This is a genomic window from Pseudomonas sp. UBA2684 (assembly GCA_002354655.1).
Classification (GTDB): domain Bacteria; phylum Pseudomonadota; class Gammaproteobacteria; order Pseudomonadales; family Pseudomonadaceae; genus Aquipseudomonas.
This window is the reverse complement of record DELY01000020.1, coordinates 26,325-47,859: the sequence shown is the minus strand read 5'-3', so window position 1 is coordinate 47,859 and position 21,535 is coordinate 26,325. Positions and strand designations below refer to the sequence as shown.

Annotated in this window: 17 protein-coding genes; 5 read left to right on the top strand and 12 right to left on the bottom strand. The window is 62.0% G+C overall.

Annotated elements, in window-relative coordinates; genetic code table 11:
* The 10 genes from B3M58_RS08515 to B3M58_RS08470 form a co-directional block, all read right to left on the bottom strand.
* On the bottom strand, positions 1-243 hold a 243-nt coding region (locus B3M58_RS08515; protein ID WP_296218318.1), incomplete at its 3' end, for a hypothetical protein.
* A 507-nt stretch (positions 244-750) separates the two neighbouring features.
* Positions 751-2,688, bottom strand: coding sequence for a DNA topoisomerase III (locus B3M58_RS08510; protein WP_296218321.1), 1,938 nt, complete (start codon positions 2,686-2,688; stop codon positions 751-753).
* 343 nt (positions 2,689-3,031) lie between these two features.
* Entirely contained in the window at positions 3,032-3,931 is a 900-nt protein-coding gene (locus B3M58_RS08505; RefSeq protein ID WP_296218317.1) for an ABC transporter permease subunit, read from the bottom strand.
* Positions 3,928-4,839 carry an ABC transporter permease subunit gene (locus tag B3M58_RS08500; RefSeq protein ID WP_296218315.1) on the bottom strand — a complete coding sequence of 304 codons (912 nt, stop codon included), beginning with the start codon at positions 4,837-4,839 and terminating at the stop codon, positions 3,928-3,930. Before B3M58_RS08500 ends, B3M58_RS08505 begins: the two co-directional genes overlap by 4 nt.
* Entirely contained in the window at positions 4,836-5,978 is a 1,143-nt protein-coding gene (locus B3M58_RS08495) for an ABC transporter ATP-binding protein (protein ID WP_296218314.1), read from the bottom strand. Before B3M58_RS08495 ends, B3M58_RS08500 begins: the two co-directional genes overlap by 4 nt.
* 53 nt (positions 5,979-6,031) lie before the next feature.
* Entirely contained in the window at positions 6,032-7,126 is a 1,095-nt protein-coding gene (locus B3M58_RS08490) for a polyamine ABC transporter substrate-binding protein (protein WP_296218312.1), read from the bottom strand.
* Positions 7,127-7,390: 264 nt separating this feature from the next.
* A complete protein-coding gene (locus B3M58_RS08485; protein WP_296218310.1) occupies positions 7,391-8,485 on the bottom strand; it encodes a polyamine ABC transporter substrate-binding protein in 1,095 nt (364 codons plus the stop codon).
* 161 nt (positions 8,486-8,646) lie between these two features.
* Positions 8,647-10,020: an aspartate aminotransferase family protein gene (locus tag B3M58_RS08480; RefSeq protein WP_296218308.1), complete on the bottom strand. Its 1,374-nt coding sequence runs from the start codon at positions 10,018-10,020 to the stop codon at positions 8,647-8,649.
* A 64-nt stretch (positions 10,021-10,084) separates the two neighbouring features.
* A complete protein-coding gene (locus B3M58_RS08475; protein WP_296218307.1) occupies positions 10,085-11,443 on the bottom strand; it encodes a glutamine synthetase family protein in 1,359 nt (452 codons plus the stop codon).
* A gap of 44 nt (positions 11,444-11,487) precedes the next feature.
* Positions 11,488-12,240, bottom strand: a complete 753-nt coding sequence (locus B3M58_RS08470) for a gamma-glutamyl-gamma-aminobutyrate hydrolase family protein (protein ID WP_296218305.1) — start codon at positions 12,238-12,240, stop codon at positions 11,488-11,490.
* 276 nt (positions 12,241-12,516) lie between these two features.
* Between B3M58_RS08470 and B3M58_RS08465 the strand changes: the two genes are divergently transcribed.
* From B3M58_RS08465 to aguA, 5 genes are all read left to right on the top strand, one after another.
* Entirely contained in the window at positions 12,517-13,893 is a 1,377-nt protein-coding gene (locus B3M58_RS08465; RefSeq protein ID WP_296218304.1) for a glutamine synthetase family protein, read from the top strand.
* A 201-nt stretch (positions 13,894-14,094) separates the two neighbouring features.
* Positions 14,095-15,162: an extracellular solute-binding protein gene (locus B3M58_RS08460; RefSeq protein ID WP_296218302.1), complete on the top strand. Its 1,068-nt coding sequence runs from the start codon at positions 14,095-14,097 to the stop codon at positions 15,160-15,162.
* Between the two features lie 178 nt (positions 15,163-15,340).
* Positions 15,341-15,982: a TetR/AcrR family transcriptional regulator gene (locus B3M58_RS08455; RefSeq protein WP_296218300.1), complete on the top strand. Its 642-nt coding sequence runs from the start codon at positions 15,341-15,343 to the stop codon at positions 15,980-15,982.
* 321 nt (positions 15,983-16,303) lie between these two features.
* Positions 16,304-17,182, top strand: a complete 879-nt coding sequence (gene aguB, locus B3M58_RS08450; RefSeq protein WP_296218298.1) for an N-carbamoylputrescine amidase — start codon at positions 16,304-16,306, stop codon at positions 17,180-17,182.
* A 129-nt stretch (positions 17,183-17,311) separates the two neighbouring features.
* Positions 17,312-18,418, top strand: a complete 1,107-nt coding sequence (aguA, locus tag B3M58_RS08445) for an agmatine deiminase (protein WP_296218296.1) — start codon at positions 17,312-17,314, stop codon at positions 18,416-18,418.
* A 382-nt stretch (positions 18,419-18,800) separates the two neighbouring features.
* Here aguA and B3M58_RS08440 read toward each other — a convergent pair whose 3' ends face one another.
* Both B3M58_RS08440 and B3M58_RS08435 read right to left on the bottom strand, forming a co-directional pair.
* Positions 18,801-20,069, bottom strand: coding sequence for an OprD family porin (locus B3M58_RS08440; RefSeq protein WP_296218295.1), 1,269 nt, complete (start codon positions 20,067-20,069; stop codon positions 18,801-18,803).
* Between the two features lie 489 nt (positions 20,070-20,558).
* The gene (locus B3M58_RS08435; protein ID WP_296218293.1) at positions 20,559-21,530 is read right to left on the bottom strand and encodes a GGDEF domain-containing protein; all 972 of its coding nucleotides are present in this window, start codon (positions 21,528-21,530) and stop codon (positions 20,559-20,561) included.
* Positions 21,531-21,535: the final 5 nt, after the last annotated feature.

The following is a 21,535-nucleotide window of genomic DNA, read 5'->3' as shown; positions in this document are numbered from 1 at the left end:
AGTCCATATACCACTTGTTAGGCCGCGCCGCGGATTTGTGACGAGCACTGAACCTGAGTGCTCGACGTTGTTGGACATTTGGCTTGAAGCATACGCGTGCGGATTGTCAGGAAAAAGAGCTTGAAGATGCGACAGCCACGTGCCGCTTTGGCAGGTGGTGATGTGAATAATGTGGTTAACGAATGCGCGTATTTCGGTACGGATTTGTGCGGCCGCCGCGAAGTACCAGGTTGAATGCGCCATATGTTATTTGGTTGCAGAACTTCCATATTCCACCTGCTTTGCTTTGCCGCCTAACTATAATTAGACACCAAATGGTGTGATAACGCGTTTACGGGCGTGGTGGATAACATTCCTTGTCCTTCGGCTACCCCTATCTGGCTCGGGGATTACAGCGCGTTGGTGGCGGGATAAGAGTGTTATACACCAAGGGCTGTGGGTGATAGCAACTGGCAGTTACTCCGCGCTTGGTATTTTTGGGAGGCTGCGCATGGCGCCGTTGTGAGCTCGTAGGATGGGTTGAGCATAGCGCTACCCATCATGCTTTCGATCATGCTAGCCACATTGGATGGCGGCTATTCACCGTGATCCTGTTGCGCCCCTAAAACAAAACATCCATGTGTTATTGGCAGCATGTTTGTTCTGTCTATTGACCGATGATAGGTATCGCTGCGCTTAACCCAGCCTACCGTGTTGGAATTTTCCTTAGCCGCTTCTGGCAGGTGGCTACTTGCCGTGCCTGACCGGCCCTTACTGGCCGGGCGGTTTGCCAACCCGCTTGCGCCCACCCGCCGCCTTGCGTTTAGTGCTTTTGCGTTTGCCTTTCCAGGGTGCGGCGGCCGGGCTCGCCGGGCCGTTGATGGTCAGCCGTAGGCTGGCGCAGCGTTGCACTTGTTTGCTCATCCAGGCCGATTGTTTGGCGACGAATTCATCCAGGCTCATCTCGCCGCTCTGCACCATGTCCAGTGCCTGTTCCCAGATCGCCGTGGTGCCGGGGTCGGCGATGGCGCGGGGGACGGCGTCGATCAGGCTGCACGCGGCGGGGGTGGCGCTCAGGGCCTTGCCTTGTTTGAGCAGATAGCCGCGGTCGAGCAGGCCCTGGATGATGCCGGCGCGGGTTGCTTCGGTGCCGATGCCGGTGGTGTCCTTGAGTTTCTGTTTGAGGCGCGGATCGTCGACCAGTTTGGCGACGTTCTTCATCGCTTTGATCAGGTCGCCTTCGGTGAAGGGTTTCGGCGGTTGGGTCCAGAGATCCTTGAGGGTCACGCCCATCACTCTGCAATCCTGCCCTTCGCGCAGGGCCGGCAGGGCTTGCGCGGGGGCCGCTTCTCGGCCGTTGGCGGGTGTCAGGGCTTCGGGCAGGGCACGCCGCCAGCCCGGTTCGACGATCACCTTGCCCACTGCGCGCAGGGCTTGGCCGGCGCAGGCGAAATCGGCCTGGGTGCGGTCGTATTCATGGCTGGGCAGGAACTGCGCCAGGTAGCGCGCACGGATCAGGCTGTAGACCGCCCGCTGCTTGCCGACCAGGCGCTCCAGGTTCTGCGCGGCGGCGGTGGGGATGATGCCGTGGTGGGCGCTGACCTTGCCGTCGTTCCAGGCGCGCGAGCGGCGCTGCGCGTCGAGATGCGGGAGCAGGCCGGCCAGCGCAGGATCGGCGCGGCCGAGGGCGGCGAGGATGGCCGCTGCCTCGGTGTGCTGGCTGAGCGGCAGGTAGCCGCAATCGCTGCGCGGGTAGGTGATGAGCTTGTGGCTTTCGTAGAGCGCCTGGGCAATATCCAGGGTTTCTTGCGCGCCGAGGCCGAGCTTCTTGGAACAAACTTCCTGCAAGGTGCCGAGATCGAACGGCAGCGGCGGTGCCTCGCGCATGCGCTCGGTGCGCAGCTTTACCACCTGCGCGCTGGCGGCGTTGCGCATGGCCGTCGCCGCCGCCTCGGCCAGGGCCTGATTGAGGCAACGACCCTGCTCGTCGCAGACCTGCGGCGCGGCGCGCCACTGGGCGCTGAACGCGGTGCCGTCGGCCAGCAGCGGCACGTCGATGGCCCAGTACGGCAGCGGCACGAACGCGGCGATGCTGCGATCGCGATCCACCACCAGGCGCAGGGTCGGCGTCTGCACCCGGCCCACCGGCAGCACGCCCTGGTAACCGGACTGCTGGCCGAGCAGGGTGAACAGCCGGCTCATGTTCATGCCAATCAGCCAGTCGGCGCGCGAGCGGCCCAGCGCCGAATGGTAGAGGCTGAAGGTGTCGCTGCCGGGCTTGAGCGCGGCCAGGGCCTTGCGGATCGAGGCATCGTCCAGGGCCGACAGCCAGAGGCGCTGGATCGGCCCGCGATAGCGGCAATGCTCGACCAGCTCGCGGGCGATCATTTCGCCCTCGCGGTCGGCGTCGGTGGCGATGACCAGTTCGTCGGCTTCGCCGAGCAGGCGTTTGACCGCCTTGAACTGGCCGGCGGTCTTGGGCTTGACCAGCATCTTCCAGCGCTCGGGGATGATCGGCAGGTCACTCAGCACCCAGCGCTTGTAGCGGGCGTCGTAGGCGTCCGGCGGGGCGGTTTCCAGCAGGTGACCGATGCACCAGGTTACCGTCAGGTTCGCGCCCAGCCAGCAGCCGTCGCCACGCCGGGTGGCGCCGAGCACCTGGGCGATGTCTTTGGCCTGGGAAGGTTTTTCACAGAGGAAGAGCCGCATGGCCGTCATCACTGATTCCTGGTCGCGATGCCGCACAGCATGCGCAGTAGCGCTCGATCAGGCAATCTTAATCTGTATGGATATACAGTTTTTTACGCAACGAATCCGAGCCAATGCTGCGTGCGCGGGCAACGGCGATCTACGCGTTAGCGGTTGCAGGTCGATAGGTCGGGCGACTTGGCGCGGCGGCCGTCCGATGCTCTGGCGCATACCGCGGTACATCAGGCTCGTCGGGCGTCGTCGCGCTGCGCCTCAGGTTACCCGCCCCGGCACCACATAACGGGGCCAGAGCCACAAAAAAGGGCCACCGCAGTGACCCTTTTCTGTCTACTCATACAACGGCCTACGCGGTTGCGTGGACCTGCGACGGGTCGCGGCGGCTGTCCTGGCCGGTCTGCTGGCTGGCGCCAGTGGTTTCGTCCATGGCCTGCTGAATCGCCTTCTTGCGCTTTTCTTCGGCGCGGTGGGCGAAGAACCAGATGATGAAGGTCATCAGCGAGACCGACAGCAGGATCAAGCTGGCGATCGCGTTGATCTCCGGCTTCACGCCCAGGCGCACGGCGGAGAACACCTCCATCGGCAGGGTTGTGGAGCCAGGACCGGAGACGAAGCTGGCCAGCACCAGGTCGTCCAGCGACAGGGCGAAGGACATCATGCCGCCAGCCGCGAGCGACGGCGCGATCATCGGGATGGTGATCAGGAAGAACACCTTCCACGGCTTGGCGCCCAGGTCCATGGCCGCCTCCTCGATGGACAGGTCCAGCTCACGCAGGCGCGCCGACACCACCACCGCCACGTAGGCGGAGCAGAACGTGGTGTGGGCGATCCAGATGGTCAGGATGCCGCGCTCGGCCGGCCAGCCGATCAGTTGGGCCATGGCCACGAACAGCAGCAGCAACGACAGACCGGTGATCACTTCGGGCATCACCAGCGGCGCGGTGACCAGGCCACCGAACAGCGTGCGGCCCTTGAAGCGGGTCACCCGGGTCAGCACGAAGGCGGCCAGGGTGCCCAGCGCCACGGCGGCAATCGCGGTGTAGCAGGCGATTTCCAGTGAGCGCATCACTGAGTTCATCAGTTGCGTGTTGTCGAGCAGGCCGACGTACCACTTCACCGACCAGCCACCCCACACCGTGACCAGCCGCGAGGCGTTGAACGAGTAGATCACCAGGATCAGCATCGGCAGGTAGATGAACAGCAGACCGACCCACAGCATGATGCTGGAGAAACGGAAACGTCTCATGCGCGGCCCTCCATCTCTTTGGCTTGGTTACGGTTAAACAGAATGATCGGAATGATCAGAATCGCCAGCATGACCACCGCCAGGGCAGACGCCACCGGCCAGTCGCGGTTGTTGAAGAACTCTTGCCAGAGCACCTTGCCGATCATCAGCGTCTCCGGGCCACCGAGCAGCTCAGGGATGACGAACTCGCCGACCACCGGGATGAACACCAGCATGCAGCCGGCGATGATGCCGTTCTTCGACAGCGGCACGGTGATTTTCCAGAAGCTGTTGAAGGTGCTGGAGCCCAGATCGGCTGCGGCCTCCAGCAGGCTCTGGTCGTGCTTCACCAGGTTCGCGTAGAGCGGCAGGATCATAAACGGCAAATACGAGTACACAACCCCTATATAGACCGCGATGTTGGTGTTGAGGATCTGCAACGGTTCGTCGATCAGGCCAATGCTCTGCAGAAAGCCGTTGAGCAGGCCGTTGTTGCTGAGGATGCCCATCCAGGCGTACACGCGGATCAGGATCGCCGTCCAGGTCGGCATCATGATCAGCAGCAGCAGCACCGTCTGCATTTCCTTGTCGGCGCGGGCAATGGCGTAGGCCATCGGGTAGCCGAGCAGCAAACAGATGAGGGTGCTGAAGAAGGCCATCTTCAACGAGCCGAGGTAGGCGGCCAGGTACAGGTCGTCTTCGCTGAGGAAGATGTAGTTGCCCAGGTTGAGCACCACCGACAGCTTGTTTTCCGCCCAGCTGTACACGTCGGTGTACGGCGGGATGGCCACATCGGCTTCGGCAAAGCTGATCTTCAGGACGATGATGAAGGGCAGCAGGAAGAACAGGAACAACCAGATGAATGGCACACCGATGACGACGTGCCGGCCAGACGGAGTCAGGCGACGGAGGCTTCGGGAAATGTTCATGAGCGCAATGCCACCCCGCTATCGTCCTCCCACCAGACGAACACTTGATCGTCCCAGGTCGGCCGCGCGCCACGCCGTTCGGCGTTGGCGACGAAGGACTGGACGATCTTGCCGCTCGGCAGTTCGACGTAGAACACCGAGTGACCACCCAGGTAGGCGATGTCGTGCACGGTGCCACGCGACCAGTTGTATTCGCAGCTTGGCTGCTCGGTGGTGACCAGCAGCTTCTCCGGGCGAATCGCGTAGGTGATGCTCTTGTCCTGCACCGAGGTGCTGACGCCGTGGCCGACGAAGATGTTGCGCTCCAGGTCCGGGCTGTCGATCAGCGCGTGGCCTTCGGCGTCGTCCACCACTTGGCCGTCGAACAGGTTGACGTTGCCGATAAATTCGCAGACCAGGCGGCTGGTCGGGGTTTCGTAGATGTCGATCGGGCTACCGATCTGGGCAATCCAGCCCAGGTGCATGATGGCGATGCGCTGGGCCATGGTCATGGCCTCTTCCTGGTCGTGGGTCACCATGACGCAGGTCACGCCGACGCGCTCGATGATCTCGACCAGCTCAAGCTGCATCTGCGAACGCAGTTTCTTGTCCAGCGCGCCCATCGGCTCGTCGAGCAGCAGCAGCTTCGGGCTCTTGGCCAGCGAACGGGCCAGGGCCACGCGCTGACGCTGGCCACCGGACAGTTGGTGCGGCTTGCGTCTGGCGTACTGGCTCATCTGCACCAGCTTGAGCATCTCGGCCACGCGGGCATCGATATCGGCCTTGGACATTTTGTCCTGCTTGAGGCCGAAGGCGATGTTCTCGGCCACGGTCATGTGCGGGAACAGCGCGTAGGACTGGAACATCATGTTGATCGGCCGCTCGTAGGGCGGCAGGTCGGTGATGTCTTCACCGTCGAGGAAGATGCGCCCCTCGGTCGGTCGCTCGAAACCCGCGAGCATGCGCAGCAGGGTCGATTTACCCGACCCCGAGCCGCCCAGCAGGGCGAAGATCTCGCCTTTGTTGATGGTTAGAGAGACATCGTCGACGGCGACCGTTTCATCGAATTTCTTGGTCACACGTTCGATCTTGACCAACACCTCTTTCGGTTGCTGATCACCCTCAAGAACCTTTTTATAGGCACTGGAAGCAACTGCCATTACCAAAACTCCCGCAAAAGTAGCGTCCAGCCCCGGCGGCCGGACGTTTGAAATTACTGGCCTGACTTGACCCTGGTCCAGCTACGAGTCATCAGCCTTTGCACCTTGATCGGCAGCTCCGCCGAGATAAACAACTTGTCCAAAACCGCTTGCGGCGGGTACACCGCCGCATCGTTGCGCACGTCCTGATCCATCAGCTCGCCCGCTGTGGGAATAGGATTAGCGTAGCCAACGTAATCGCTGACCCCGGCGATGACCGCAGGCTCAAGCAGATAATTGATAAAGGCATGGGCCTCTTTGGCGTTCTGCGCATCCGCCGGAATGGCGAGCATGTCGAACCACAAGTTGGCGCCTTCTTGCGGGATCGCATAAGCGATGTCCACGCCCTTGCCGGCTTCCTCGGCACGGTCGGCCGCTTGCAGGATGTCGCCGGAAAAACCGGCGGCCACGCAGATGTTGCCGTTGGCCAGATCGCCGATGTACTTGGAGGAATGGAAGTAGGTGACGTAAGGACGCACGGCCTGCAACTTGGCTTCGGCCTTGGCGTAATCCTCGGGATTGCTGCTGTTCGGATCGAGGCCCAGGTACTGGAGTACCGCGGGAATCATCTCGTCGGCCGAATCGAGGAAGCTGACGCCACAGCTGGCGAGCTTCTGCATGTTTTCCGGCTCGAACAGCACCGCCCAGGAGTCGATTTTATCGACACCCAACACTTCTTTGACCTTTTCGACGTTGTAGCCGATGCCGTTGGTGCCCCACAGGTACGGCACCGCATACTGGTTACCGGGATCGTTGACTTCCAGTTGCTTGAGCAATACCGGGTCAAGGTTCTGCCAGTTCGACAGCTGACTGCGGTCGAGCTTCTGAAACGCGCCCGCCTTGATCTGCTTGCCGAGGAAATGGTTGGACGGCACCACCACGTCGTAACCGCTGCGGCCCGCGAGCAGTTTGCCTTCCAGGGTTTCGTTGGAATCGAAGACGTCATAGATCGGCTTGATGCCGGTGGTTTTCTGGAACTCGGCGAGGGTGGTTTCGCCGATGTAGTCGCTCCAGTTGTAAATATGCACGGTCCCTGCTGCCTGGGCCGTAGCCGCCAGGCCAAACGCCAACGCACTGGCGCTCAGGGTTTTGCCGAAGGAAATTCGCACACGTGTGTCCTCTTTTATCGGGCCGCCCGCAAAAGGGCCGGCACTTTATCGGAAAAGACCTTTGTTGTTCAGTGGCTTAGCGCCCGTCAACGGCGACGCCAGGGCAGCGCCCTACGCCGCGCGAGCTGACGGTCGACCACGGGACAGCGAATGGCACGGCCACGTGGCCGGCCAGAAGAGTTGAACAACGCATGCAAGCTTCCTTTTTATTGTTAGGGTTTCTGGCGGGCTGACCCGCCAGAAACTGGGGTGGCTTCGTGTGACTTAGCGGCCCGATTTCACCTTGGTCCAGCTGCGGGTAACGGCGCGCTGCACCGCTGGGCTCAGCTCGGCGAAGGTGTAGAGCTTCTTCGAGGCGGCTTCGGTCGGGTAGATACCCGGGTTGTTGCGGATTTCCTCGGCCACCAACGGCGTCGCGGCGCTGTTGCCGTTCGGGTAGGCGACGTAGTCGGAGATCGGCGCGATCACTTCCGGGGTGAGGATGTAGTTGAGGAAGATATGCGCGGCTTCGACGTTCTTGGAATCGGCCGGAATGGCCATCATGTCGAAGAACGAGGCGGCGCCTTCTTTCGGAATGGTGTAGGCGACCGGTACGTTGTTCTTCGCTTCTTCGGCACGCGCTTGCGCCTGGAAGATGTCGCCGGACCAGCCCAGCGCCACGCAGATGTTGCCGTTGGCCAGGTCGGAGATGTATTTGGACGAGTGGAAGTAGGTGACGTACGGACGCACCTGCATCAGCAGCTCTTCGGCCTTCTTCACGTCGTCGACGCTGGTCGGATTCGGGTTCAGGCCCTGGTAGTGCAGCGCGGCGGCGTACACTTCATCCGGGGCATCGAGCATGGAAACGCCACAGGCTTTCAGCTTCTCCATGTTTTCCGGCTTGAAGATCACGTCCCAGGAGTCGATGGTGTCGACGCCCAGTGCGGCCTTGACCTTCTCCGGGTTGTAACCGATGCCGGTGGTGCCCCACAGGTAGGGGAAGGCGTACTGGTTACCCGGATCGGCGGTCTCCAGGGCTTTCATCAGGTCCGGGTTGAGGTTCTTCCAGTTCGGCAGCTTGCTCATGTCGAGTTTCTGGAACACGCCGGCCTTGATCTGTTTGGCAAGGAACTGGTTGGACGGCACCACGATGTCGTAGCCCGAGCCGCCGGATAGCAGCTTGGCTTCCAGGGTTTCGTTGCTGTCGAAGACGTCGTAGACCACTTTGATGCCGGTTTCTTTCTCGAAGTTGGCAATGGTGTCTTCAGCGATGTAGTCCGACCAGTTGTACACGTGCAGCACTTTATCCTCGGCCTGTGCGACGCCTACGATGGCGCCCGCCAGGGACAACGCGAGAAGGGTTTTGCCGAATGTTTTCATGCGTACAGCTCCTGTTGTTGTAAAAGTTTTCCAGAAGGTGCGCAGCCTATCTGCAACACCTTCCGGTGAGCCTGGCCAACGCACTGGCGCAGTCTGGCAAGGTCGCGGCACTCTTTACAACTTTCAGACGTAACCGCCCGAAACCCTGTAAAGCCTCGGCTTTACCCCAGTACCGCCTGGGCGGTGAGGTCGAGGCAGCGCCGCGCCTTGTCGACCAGCTCGTCGATCTCGGCCTTGCTGATCACCAACGGTGGCGAAATGATCATGGTGTCGCCCACCGCGCGCATGATCAGACCGTTATTAAAGCAGTGACCGCGACAAATCATGCCGACGCCCACCTCGCTCGGGTAACGCGCACGGGTGGCCTTGTTCTTCACCAGCTCGATCGCGCCGAGCAGGCCCACGCCACGCACTTCGCCCACCAACGGATGGTCGGCCAGCTCGCGTAGACGTTTCTGCAAATACGGTGCCGTTTCTGCCTTGACCCGCTCGACGATCTTTTCGTCGCGCAGGATGCGGATGTTTTCCAGCGCCACCGCCGCCGCCACCGGGTGCCCGGAGTAGGTGAAGCCGTGGTTGAAGTCGCCGCCCTGGTTGAGCACCTCGACGATCTCGTCGCGCACGATCAGGCCGCCCATGGGGATGTAACCGGAGGTCAGGCCCTTGGCGATGGTCATCAGGTCCGGCGCGTTGCCGAAATAGTCGCTGCCGAACCATTCGCCGGTGCGGCCAAAGCCGCAGATCACTTCGTCGGCCACAAACAAAATGTCGTATTTGTCGAGGATTTCGCGGATGCGCGGCCAGTAGCTCTCCGGCGGAATGATCACCCCGCCCGCGCCCTGGATCGGCTCGGCAATAAAGGCGGCGACGTTGTCTTCGCCGACTTCGAGAATCTTCTGCTCCAGCTGGTCGGCGGCCCAGATGCCGAATTCGTCCGGGCTCATCTCGCCGCCCTCGCCGAACCAGTAAGGCTGAGCAATGTGCACGATGCCCGGAATCGGCAGGTCGCCCTGTTCGTGCATGTAGGTCATGCCGCCCAGGCTGGCGCCGGCGACGGTGGAGCCGTGGTAGCCGTTGTGCCGGCTGATGATGACTTTCTTGTTCGGCTGCCCCTTGATCGCCCAGTAGTGGCGCACCATGCGCAGCATGGTGTCGTTGCCTTCCGAGCCGGAGCCGGTGAAGAACACGTGGTTCATGCCCGCGGGGGCGATGTCGGCGATGGCTTTGGCCAGCTCCAGCACCGGCGGGTGGGCGGTCATAAAGAAGGTGTTGTAAAACGGCAGCTCGCGCATCTGCTTGCTCGCCGCCTCGACCAACTCCTCGCGGCCATAGCCCACGGCCATGCACCACAGGCCGGCCATGCCATCGAGGATCTTGTTGCCCTCGCTGTCCCACAGGTACACGCCATCGGCCTTGGTGATGATCCGCGGACCCACTTGCGCCAGCTGTTTGTAATCGCTGAACGGCGCCAGGTGATGCGCACGGCTCATGGCCTGCCATTCGCGGGTTTTCGGGTTGGTCACTGGGTTAGTCATATCCACCTCAACAATGTACGCAATGGCTGGGTGCCGGGCGGATCGCGCGCCGGCACCCAGTCGATCAGACCGACAACAGCAGGAACTCGCGTTCCCAGGAGCTGATCACTCGCTTGTAGTTTTCATGCTCGGCACGCTTCACCGCGACATAGCCGCTGACGAACTTGCGGCCCAGGTACTGCTCCACGGTGGCGCAGGTTTCCATGCGTTCCAGCGCGGCTTCCAGGGTCAGCGGCAGACGCAGGTTGCGTCGCTCGTAACCACGGCCAACCACCGGCGCGCTGGGCGCGATGCCCTCGACCATGCCGATGTAACCGCACAGCAGGCTGGCGGCCAGGGCCAGGTAGGGGTTGGCATCGGCACCGGCCAGGCGGTTTTCCACCCGCCGGTTCTGCGGCGTGGCATCCGGTACGCGCAGGCCGACCGTGCGGTTTTCCTCGCCCCACTCGACGTTCACCGGCGCCGAGGTGTCCGGCAGGAAGCGGCGGAACGAGTTCACGTTCGGCGCGAACAGCGGCAGGATTTCGGGGATGAACTTCTGCAAACCGCCGATGTGGTGGAGGAACAGCTCGCTCATCGAGCCGTCGTCATTGGAGAAGATGTTCTTGCCGGTGTGCTTGTCGATGATGCTCTGGTGCAGGTGCATCGCGCTGCCCGGCTGATCGGTGATCGGCTTGGCCATAAAGGTGGCGGCGACATCGTGCTTGAGCGCGGCTTCGCGCATGGTGCGCTTGAACACCAGCACCTGATCGGCCAGCGACAGCGGGTCGCCGTGACGGAAGTTGATTTCCATCTGCGCCGGACCTTCTTCGTGGATCAGCGTATCGAGGTCCAGGCCCTGGATTTCGCACCAGTCGTACATGTCTTCGAACAGCGGGTCGAATTCGTTGGCCGCGTCGATGGAGAACGACTGGCGACCGGTTTCCGGGCGGCCGGAGCGGCCCATCGGCGCTTGCAGCGGGAAATCCGGGTCTTCGCAACGCTTGGTCAGGTAGAACTCCATTTCCGGCGCGACAATCGGCTGCCAGCCTTTGTCGGCATAGAGTTTCAAAACCTTTTTCAGCAGGTTGCGCGGCGACAACTCGATCGGATTGCCTTGCTTGTCATAGGTGTCGTGGATCACCTGCGCGGTCGGCTCGATGGCCCACGGCACCAGGAACACGGCGTTTTCGTCCGGGCGGCAGATCATGTCGATATCGGCCGGGTCGAGCAGCTCGTAATAGATGTCATCCTCGACGTAGTCGCCGGTGACGGTTTGCAGCAGCACACTCTCGGGAAGGCGCATGCCCTTCTCGTCGAGGAACTTGTTGGTCGGTGAAATCTTGCCGCGGGCAATGCCGGTAAGATCGCTGACCAGGCATTCAACTTCGGTGATTTTGCGTTCTTTCAGCCAGCTCGAAAGCTGGTCTAGTTTGGTACTCATAGAGACCTCAGGGTTTTAGAGAAACCGACTTCTTTATAGTCGGCTCAGCGTTGCCCCGCCCTCTTCCTGCAAGCCTCACCAAAGGCCTGGAAGATGGCGAGATAATTCGGGTTGGATCGTACCTGCCACTCGGGGTGCCATTGCACCCCCAGCGCGAAGCTTTGCGCACCTTCGACGGAGAAGGCTTCGATCAACCCGTCAGGCGCCAGCGCTTCAACTCGAAGGCCCGGCGCCAGACGCTGAACGCCCTGGCCATGAATAGAATTAACAACAATCTCGCTCGGCAAGCCGAGGCCGGCGAGAACGCCACCCGGCTGCACCAGCAGCGGATGACTGGGGGCGTATTGCACCTCGAGCGACTCACTGTCCGGCTCGCGGTGGTCCATCATGCCGTCGACCTCGTGCACCTTCTGATGCAGGCTGCCACCGAACGCCACGTTCATTTCCTGAAAGCCGCGGCAAATACCGAGCACGGGAATGCCGGCGGCGAGCGCGCGGCGGATCAACGGCAAGGTGGTCTGGTCACGGGCGGGGTCATGCTGGGTACCCGGCGCACTGGCCGGGCCGTGGTAATGGTGCGGCTCGACATTGGAGGGCGAGCCGGTGAACAGCAGGCCGTCGAGGTTATCGAGCAGGGTCGGTTGATCGATCAGTTCGCCCAGCGACGGAATGATCAGTGGCAGGCCACCGGCTCCGACAGCCACCGCGCGAACGTATTTATCGCCGGTTATATGGTAGGGATGCAGACCGATCTGCTTGGTGCAGGCGGTAACGCCGATTAACGGCAGGCGCGACATGGGACACCCGTTTTATTGCTGTTATGGGTTTCAGGCGAGCTTAGCCTTGTTCATTTTTTTACACAATAGTCATGTAAAAAATTGAACACACCCCACTGAGCACCGCAGTGGCACAGGCCGCGCCACAGCTAGCAATGCCCTGAAACGCCCTAAAATTGGCCACAAGGCTCTTTTTTAGGGCAAAATACGCCTCGCTTGACAGGCTCAGGTGTTTAAGATTGACTCATACCTGTGCAATTGCATGATTGATATTTTTAACAAAAAAGGTGTTGCATCATGTCGGTACCCCCGCGTGCCGTTCAGCTTAATGAAGCGAACGCGTTCCTTAAGGAACATCCTGAGGTCCTGTTCGTCGACCTTCTCATTGCAGATATGAATGGAGTGGTGCGCGGCAAGCGCATCGAGCGTGCGAGCCTGCATAAGGTCTACGAACGCGGCATCAATCTCCCGGCTTCTCTATTCGCCCTCGATATCAACGGCTCGACAGTGGAAAGCACTGGCCTGGGTCTGGATATCGGCGATGCCGACCGTATCTGCTACCCCATCCCCAACACCCTGTGCTACGAGCCTTGGCAGAAGCGCCCCACCGCGCAACTGTTGATGACCATGCACGAACTGGAAGGCGAGCCGTTTTTTGCCGATCCACGGGAGGTGTTGCGCCAAGTGGTCGCGAAGTTCGACGAACTGGGCCTTACCATTTGTGCCGCTTTCGAACTTGAGTTTTACCTGATCGACCAGGCCAACGTGAACGGCCGACCGCAGCCGCCGCTGTCGCCGCTGTCGGGCAAACGTCCACATTCGACCCAGGTTTACCTGATCGACGACCTGGACGAATACGCCGAATGCCTGCAAGACATTCTGGAAGGCGCCAAAGAACAAGGCATCCCGGCCGACGCCATCGTCAAGGAAAGCGCCCCGGCGCAATTCGAGGTCAACCTGCACCACGTGGCGGACCCGATCAAGGCCTGCGACTACGCCTTGCTGCTCAAGCGTCTGGTGAAGAACATCGCCTACGACCATGAGATGGATACCACCTTCATGGCCAAGCCGTACCCGAACCAAGCGGGTAATGGTCTGCATGTGCATATTTCGATTCTGGACAAGCAGGGCAACAACATCTTTGCCTGCGAAGACCCGGAACAGAACGATGCGCTGCGCCATGCGATTGGCGGCGTGCTGGAAACCATGCCGGCCTCGATGGCTTTCCTCTGCCCGAACGTCAACTCCTACCGCCGTTTCGGTGCGCAGTATTACGTACCGAACTCGCCGTGCTGGGGTATCGACAACCGTACCGTTGCCCTGCGCGTGCCGAACGACAGTGCCGATGCCGTACGCATCGAACACCGTGTGGCCGGTGCCGACGCCAACCCTTACCTGCTGCTGTCTGCCGTCTTGGCAGGGGTGCACCACGGCCTGACCAACAAGGTCGAGCCGAATGCGCCGGTGGAAGGCAACTCGTACGAACAGAACGAGCAGAGCCTGCCGAACAACCTGCGCGATGCCCTGCGCGAGTTGGACGACAGCGAGATTCTGGCGCGCTATATCGATCCTAAATACATCGACATCTTCGTCGCCTGTAAGGAAAGCGAGCTGGCCGAGTTCGAGAACTCGATCTCCGACCTCGAGTACAACTGGTATCTACACACCGTGTAAGTAACACCCGACGCCGGCCTTGAGCCGGCGTCGTTTTATCCAGCGGGACCTGCCGAATCAGTCACTACCCTGGCCGCGCGCTCACACCTGCGGCGGGACAGTGCTGCGCCGCATTCAGCCGGCCAGCACCTGCTGCACCCGAACCTAGGCCGCGCCGGGTGGCGTGGATAAACGACTCACGATGCTATCAGGGAGAGCCCCATGCCGCGTTTGTTCGCTTTGCTGCTGCTCGTACTCACACCGCTGCTGGCCAGCGCCGAACAGGCCACGGACAGCATCCGCGTCTACAACTGGAACGACTACATCGCCCCGCAAGTGCTCAAGGACTTCGAGGCCGAGACCGGTATCCACGTCGAATACCGCACCTTCAGTACCGCCGAAGAGCTGAGCAACGCCTTGGCCAGCGGCGAATCCATCGACATCGCCGTGCCCTCGCACGACGCCCTGCCGGCACTGATCAAGGCCGGCGGCCTGCAACCGCTGGACTTCAGCCGCCTGCCCAACCGCAAACACCTGGACAAACAGCTGCTGAGCAAGCTCGCCGCCGTCGACCCGAGCAACCGCCACGCCGTGCCTTACCTGTGGGGCGCGGTCGGCCTGGCGATCAACACGCCGCAAGCCGAAGCGGCATTCGGCGGGCCACTGCCCGACAGCTGGAGCCTGTTGTTCGACGCCGAGCAAAGCGCACGCCTGGCCAGCTGCGGCATCAGCGTGCTCGATGCGCCGGACGAAACCCTGTCGCTGTTGCTCAACTACCAGGGCCGCAGCCTGACCCGCAGCGCGCCGAGCCGCATCGAGCGCGCCGGCAAGGTGCTCGATGGCCTGCGCGCGAACCTGCGCTACGTCGACAGCGAACGCTACATCGACGACCTCAACAACGGCCGCCTGTGCGTGGCCATGGCCTGGGTCGGCGATGCGCTGGCCGCCGCCGACGCCGGGCAGCCGGTGCGCTTCCTGGTGCCGGCAGAAGGCTCGGTGCTGTTCATCGACAACCTGGTGATTCCCAGCAGCGCGCGCCGCGCCGATCTCGCCCATCGCTTCATCGACTACCTGATGCAGCCCAAGGTCGCCGCGCTGATCACCACGGAAACCCTCTACCCCAATGGCAACGCCGATTCCAAGGTGTTCCTCGACGAGGCGCTGCGCGCGCAACCCGGCCTCTACCCGGACCGCGACACCAAACGCCGCCTGTATGCCCTGGAAGCGCTGCCGGAAAAACACCTACAAACCCGCGACAGCGTATGGGCGCGCTTCCGCGACGGCAGCTGAACTCAGGCGATCAAGACGTAGGGTGGACATGCGCAGCTTGTCCGCCAGCAAGCAGCGACGCGGCGCCCTACGCCCCGCACACGCCCATCGCTGCGCGTGACGCGGCCCGCCGCCAGCCGACTTGCCTCCAGCGCACCGGCTGGCGTCCAATAGCGCGTCCTTCGCCGAGATGATCGCCATGCCGCGCCCTGCCACCGTTCGCAAACCCCGCGCCAGCAGCCAGGCGCGCATTGCCGTGATCCTGGCCGCCGCCCGCGAACTGCTCGCCGAACAGGGCGTGGCCAGCCTGTCGATCTACAGCGTGGCCGAGCGTGCGGCCATTCCGCCCTCCTCGGTCTATCACTTCTTCGCCAGCGTACCGGCCTTGCTCGAAGCGCTGACCGCCGACATCCACCGCGCCTTCCGCGACTGCCTGCAAGCGCCCGTCGTCCACGCCGACCTGCACACCTGGCGCGACCTGTCGCGCATCGTCGAGTTACGCATGCTGGCGATCTACAGTGCCGATGCCGCCGCGCGCCAGCTGATCCTCGCCCAGCACGGCCTCGCCGAAGTGACCCAGGCCGACCGCCAGCACGACATCGAACTGGGCCGGCTGATGCAGGCGCTGTTCGAGCGGCATTTCCCCCTGCCGCCCCTGCCGGACGAGATCGACGTGTTCGCCCTGGCCATGGAACTCGGCGACCGCGTCTACGCCCGCTCGGTGCAACTGCACGACCACATCACCCCGCGCCTGGCCGAAGAAGGCATGCGCGTGTTCGATGCCTACCTGGGCCTGTACCTGCCGCCTCATCTGCCCAAGCGCGCCGCGCCACTGCCGTAGGCTGGGCCGGGCCGGGCCGCGTAGGGTGGACATGGCGAAGCCTTGTCCACCGCTGACGAGCGGGACGACAAGCACTCCGACGGAACCCCCACGCCAGCCGATGGTCGTTTGATTGCACAATCCGCAGATAAATTTATCGATACTTATCCGTCTTTTAATCGATTAAAACTTCCCGATAGAAAATTTATGCTTCTAAAGCAGATTTTTATCGACTATAAAAGTCATACAACCCCCTGGCAGATCCAGATCCGCCGACACGCCGTCGTCATCGCTCGTCTGCTAGTTTTACCGTCACCGCTGACTGTTCCTAAGAGGTGTTCCATGTCCCGCATCGTCACCGTCGCCGCTACCCAGATGGCTTGTTCCTGGGATCGCGCCGCCAATATCGCCAACGCCGAGAAGCTGGTGCGCCAAGCGGCCGCCCAAGGCGCGCAGATCATCCTGATCCAGGAACTGTTCGAGACCCCGTACTTCTGCCAGAAGCCCAACCCGGACTACCTGCAACTGGCTACCTCGGTCGAGGCCAACGAAGCCATCGCGCACTTCCAAAAAATCGCCAAGGAACTGCAAGTGGTGCTGCCGATCAGCTTCTTCGAGCTGGCTGGGCGCGCACGCTTCAACAGCATAGTGATCATCGACGCCGACGGTTCGAACCTCGGGATTTATCGGAAAAGCCACATCCCGGACGGCCCCGGCTACCACGAGAAGTATTACTTCAACCCGGGCGACACCGGCTTCAAGGTGTGGAACACCCGTTACGCCAAGATCGGCGTGGGCATCTGCTGGGATCAGTGGTTCCCCGAGTGCGCGCGCAGCATGGCGCTGCTCGGTGCGGAAATTCTCTTCTACCCGACCGCCATCGGCAGTGAACCGCACGACAAGACCATCAGTTCGCGCGACCACTGGCAGCGCGTGCAGCAAGGCCACGCGGGCGCCAACCTGATGCCGCTGATCGCCTCCAACCGCATCGGTAACGAAGCCCAGGACGGCTACGACATCACCTTCTACGGCTCCTCGTTCATCGCCAACCAGTTCGGCGAGAAAGTCGAAGAGCTCAACGAAACCGAAGAAGGCGTGCTGGTCCACAGCTTCGACCTTGACCAGCTGGAACACATCCGCAGCGCCTGGGGCAGTTTCCGTGACCGCCGGCCGAACCTGTATGGGCCGCTCAAGACCCTGGACGGCGCATTGGAGTCCTGAGCTTCGTGTGATCTGTAGGATGGGTTGAGGCGCGAAGCGCCGATACCCATCGCCCCCACGATGGGTATCGCTACGCTCAACCTGCGCGGCCCGACCCATCCTAGCCAGCTCTTCGTTTTGGTGACCGTTATGACCACCCTGACCAGCACACCCCGCGCCGATGGCTTCCGCATGCCGGCCGAGTGGGAAGCCCATAGCCAGACCTGGATGGTCTGGCCCGAGCGCCCGGACAACTGGCGCCTGGGCGGCAAGCCGGCGCAAGCCGCTTTCACTGCCGTGGCCAAGGCCATCGCCGAGTTCGAGCCGGTGACCGTGTGCGTCTCGGCCGGGCAATACGAAAACGCCCGCGCGCGCCTCGATCATCGCAACATCCGCGTGGTCGAGATCAGCACCGACGATGCCTGGGTGCGCGACACCGGGCCAACCTTTGTCAGCAACGCCAGCGGCGAAGTGCGCGGCGTCGACTGGGGCTTCAATGCCTGGGGCGGCTTCGACGGCGGCCTGTACTTCCCGTGGCAACGCGACGATCAGGTGGCCAGCAAGATCCTCGAAATCGAGCGCTGCCAGCGCTACCGCACCGAGGGCTTCGTGCTGGAAGGCGGCTCGATCCATGTCGACGGCGAAGGCACGCTGATCACCACCGAGGAGTGCCTGCTCAACCGTAACCGCAACCCGCACCTGAACCGCGAGGCAATCGAAACGCTGCTGGCCGAGCACCTGGCCATCGACACGGTGATCTGGCTGCCGGACGGCCTGTTCAACGACGAGACCGACGGCCACGTCGACAACTTCTGTTGCTACGTGCGTCCTGGCGAAGTGCTGCTGGCCTGGACCGACGATGCGCAGAACCCCAACTACCCGCGCTGCCAGGCCGCCATGCGCGTGCTGGAAAACGCGCGCGATGCCCGGGGTCGCCAGCTGGTCGTGCACAAGATGCCGATTCCCGGCCCGCTTTATGCCAGCGAGGAAGAGTGCGCCGGCGTCGATCTGGTCGCCGGCACCCAGGAGCGCAGCCCCGAGGTGCGCCTGGCCGGCTCCTACGTCAACTTCCTGATCGTCAACGGCGGCATCGTCGCGCCGAGCTTCGACGACCCGCTGGACGAGGCAGCCCGCGCCATTCTCCAGCGCGTGTTCCCCGAGCACCGCGTGGTCATGGTGCCAGGCCGCGAGATCCTCCTCGGCGGCGGCAATATCCACTGCATCACCCAGCAGCAACCGGCGCCACAACGGCGCTAAGGCACCAGGCTGTTGTGCGGGCAATCTCGACCGCGAGCAGTTCCGGCAATGTCTTCAAGACAGGCCAAAGAGCTCGCGGCCAAGGCCCCTCCTACGCGGCGTTCAGTTAACGGTTGCCGCATGAAAAAGGCTATGTCCCCGTTACGTGTTGCAGGAGAAGCCGCGCTGTTGTGGGAGTGGATTTATCCGCGAAAATCTTTGAACGCTGAAGATCTCTCGCGGCTAAAGCCGCTCCCGCGTGACGGCGGTCTGCATCAACCGTTAACGGGTACAGAGCCATGAAAAAGCCCCGCACAGGCGGGGCTTTTTCATGCGGCAACGCGCCTGGGCAGGATGCAACTACCCAGGCGCGACAGACACCCCGTCAAGGACGGGGCGGCGATCAGAACAGCGGCAGGGTGTAGCTGACGATCAGACGGTTTTCGTCGATATCGTTCGCGAAGTTGGAACGCACCGACGCATTACGCCAGCGCACGCCGAGGTTCTTCAGCGCCCCGTCCTGGAAGACATACATCAGCTCGGTGTTGCGCTCCCACTCCTGACCGTCAGAGGCAGCAGCACCACGATCCACATTGTCACCGGTCAGGTAACGGGTCATGAAGGTCAGACCCGGAATGCCGATGGAGGCGAAGTTGAAGTCGTAACGCGCCTGCCAGGAGGTTTCGTCCTTGTTGGCGAAATCACCGATCTGTACATAGTTGACCAGGAATGGATCGGTACCGTTGATGTAGGCAGCGCCGGTATCACCGCTCATCTTCTGGTAGCCCAGGCCGAAGGCATGACCGGAGAGGCCGTAGGTAACCATGGCACCGAAGGCCTTGTTGTCGACGTTGCTACGTCCGTCGTCGGTGGAGCGCGCGTAACGCACGTCGGTCTTCAGGGTCTGCTTGTCGGCCAGCGGCAGCACATGCACCAGGTTGAAGGAGTTTTGCTTGTACAGCTCTTCCAACTCGGAATAGTAGTAAGCCGCAGTCAGGTCCTTGGTGACCTTGTAGGTACCACCCAGATAGCTGAACTTGTCGGTGGTTGCACCGCCGGGGGTGGTGATGCCACGACGACCGCCGCTGGCGATGCTGATGTCCTCGTAGTCGCCGGAATCGCGGTTGTTGACCTCGCGAATACGCGCGGCATCCAGAGTCAGACCTTCAATCTCTTGGGAGACCAGTTGCCCACCTGAAAATACCTGCGGGGTCAGGCGGCTGTCGCTGGAAGCAATGGCCATGTTTTTGTACTGCATGCTGCCGACTTTCAGCACACTCTTGGAAATTTTTGCCTTGGCAGCTACGGCCAGGTCAGAGGAATAGTCCTGCGAGCCACCTGAGCGATCCGGGGTCAGCAGGCCGGTGCCGGCGGTGCCGTCACCGGAGTCCAGCTTGAAACCCAACATGCCGATGGCATCCAGACCGAAGCCCACGGTGCCTTCGGTGTACCCCGACTCGGCGCGCAGAATGAAGCCCTGCGCCCATTCTTCGGCCTTGGACTGACCATTTGACGAGTTCCCGCCTTCCTGACGGAAGTCACGGTTGAAGTAGAAGTTACGCGCTTCAACGCTGGCTTTGCTGTCTTCAATAAAAGCCGCGTTGGCGACTTGGCTCAGGGACAGGCCCAGGGTGCTGGCAGCTACGGCCAGCGCCAGGGAGGTCTTTGTCATGGTGATGCTCTCCAGTGTTTTTATGGGTGACACATCGGCACGGGCTCTGGCTTCAGTGACGAAGAGGCAGGCGCAGGCCGAATTCGTTCGCACGCCCAACGCACTCGCGCAACAGGCAGCCGCATGGGCGCCAAGACCGGCGAATCACGAATAGGCGAACAGGAATTAGCGCTGCACAGCGGCGTGGTGGCCGACGCTCGGCAACAGGGACACAGGGATTTTCGGCGGGAAGCAGGTGAGGGTCATCGGCGCAGGTCTCTTCATTTTTATTGTCTGTCAGCCCTATGCGGCTGATCTTGGGTCTGCACAGCCCTACGCAGATACTGTGCCAGCCGCCGCGCTTTGTCGGCCAGCCGCTCTAGCTCAAGGATTTACCGGGCAAGCGCAGGTATCAGCGCCCCCACATCGAACATTAATAAGCGGATTTTTGCCGAGGATACGCGCCTGAACGGCGGGTTATCGCCAAGCCACCGCCTAATAGCGCTGCCCTCAACCGAGGACGATCTGGTTCTTGCCTTGACGCTTGGCTTGATACATCGCGCTGTCGGCACGGGCAAACAGCGCATCCAGGCTCTGATCGTCGCCGCGCAGGCTGGTCAGACCCTGGCTGGCGGTGATGCCGAATTGCTGGCTTTCGTAGCTGAAGCTCAGGCGCTGCACCTCGCGCTGCAAGCGCTCGGCAATCTGCTCGGCCAAGGCCGGCTCGCAACCGGGAAACACCGCCGCGAACTCTTCGCCGCCGATACGCCCGAACAGGTCGCCGCGACGCAGCACCGAGGCGCCACTGTAGGCCAGGCGCTGCAACACCTGGTCGCCCATCTGGTGACCGTACTTGTCGTTGATCTGCTTGAAGTCGTCGAGGTCGAGCAGGAGAAAGGCCAGCGGGCTGCCGAACTGTCGGGCATGCTCGAATTCGCGCTGGGCGCACTCGAAGAAGTAGCGGCGGTTGCTGCTCTGGGTCAGCACATCGATGGTGGCCAGGCGATGCAGTTCGCCTTCCAGCTGCTTCTTCTCGGTGATGTCCTCGGCGATGCCAACGACGATCTGCGCCTGTCCCGCTTCATTCTGGCGGCTGATAAAACACTTGTCGCTGAGCCAGCGCAGTTGCCCGTCACTGCGAATGATGCGGTACTCGCGGGCCTCTACGGCGCCGGTTTCCAGCACCTTGGCGAGGCTCTCGGCGGCGTATTCCATGTCATCCGGGTAGATGCTGTTACGCCACTCGCCGTAATCGGCCAGCAGCAAGGCGGCGGAGCGACCGAAGATTCGCTCGTAGGCCGGGCTGACGTAAATCACCTGCTGGGTCTGCCAGTCGAACGCCCACAGCACCGCGTTGACACTGCCCAGCAGCGTGCTGATCAGTTGCTCGCGCTCACGCAACCGAGTGACTTCTGCGCGGCTGTGCAGCAACGCCAGGGTCAGCTCTTCCAGTTCGAGAGGGAGACGCGTGAATTCGTCCATAAAAC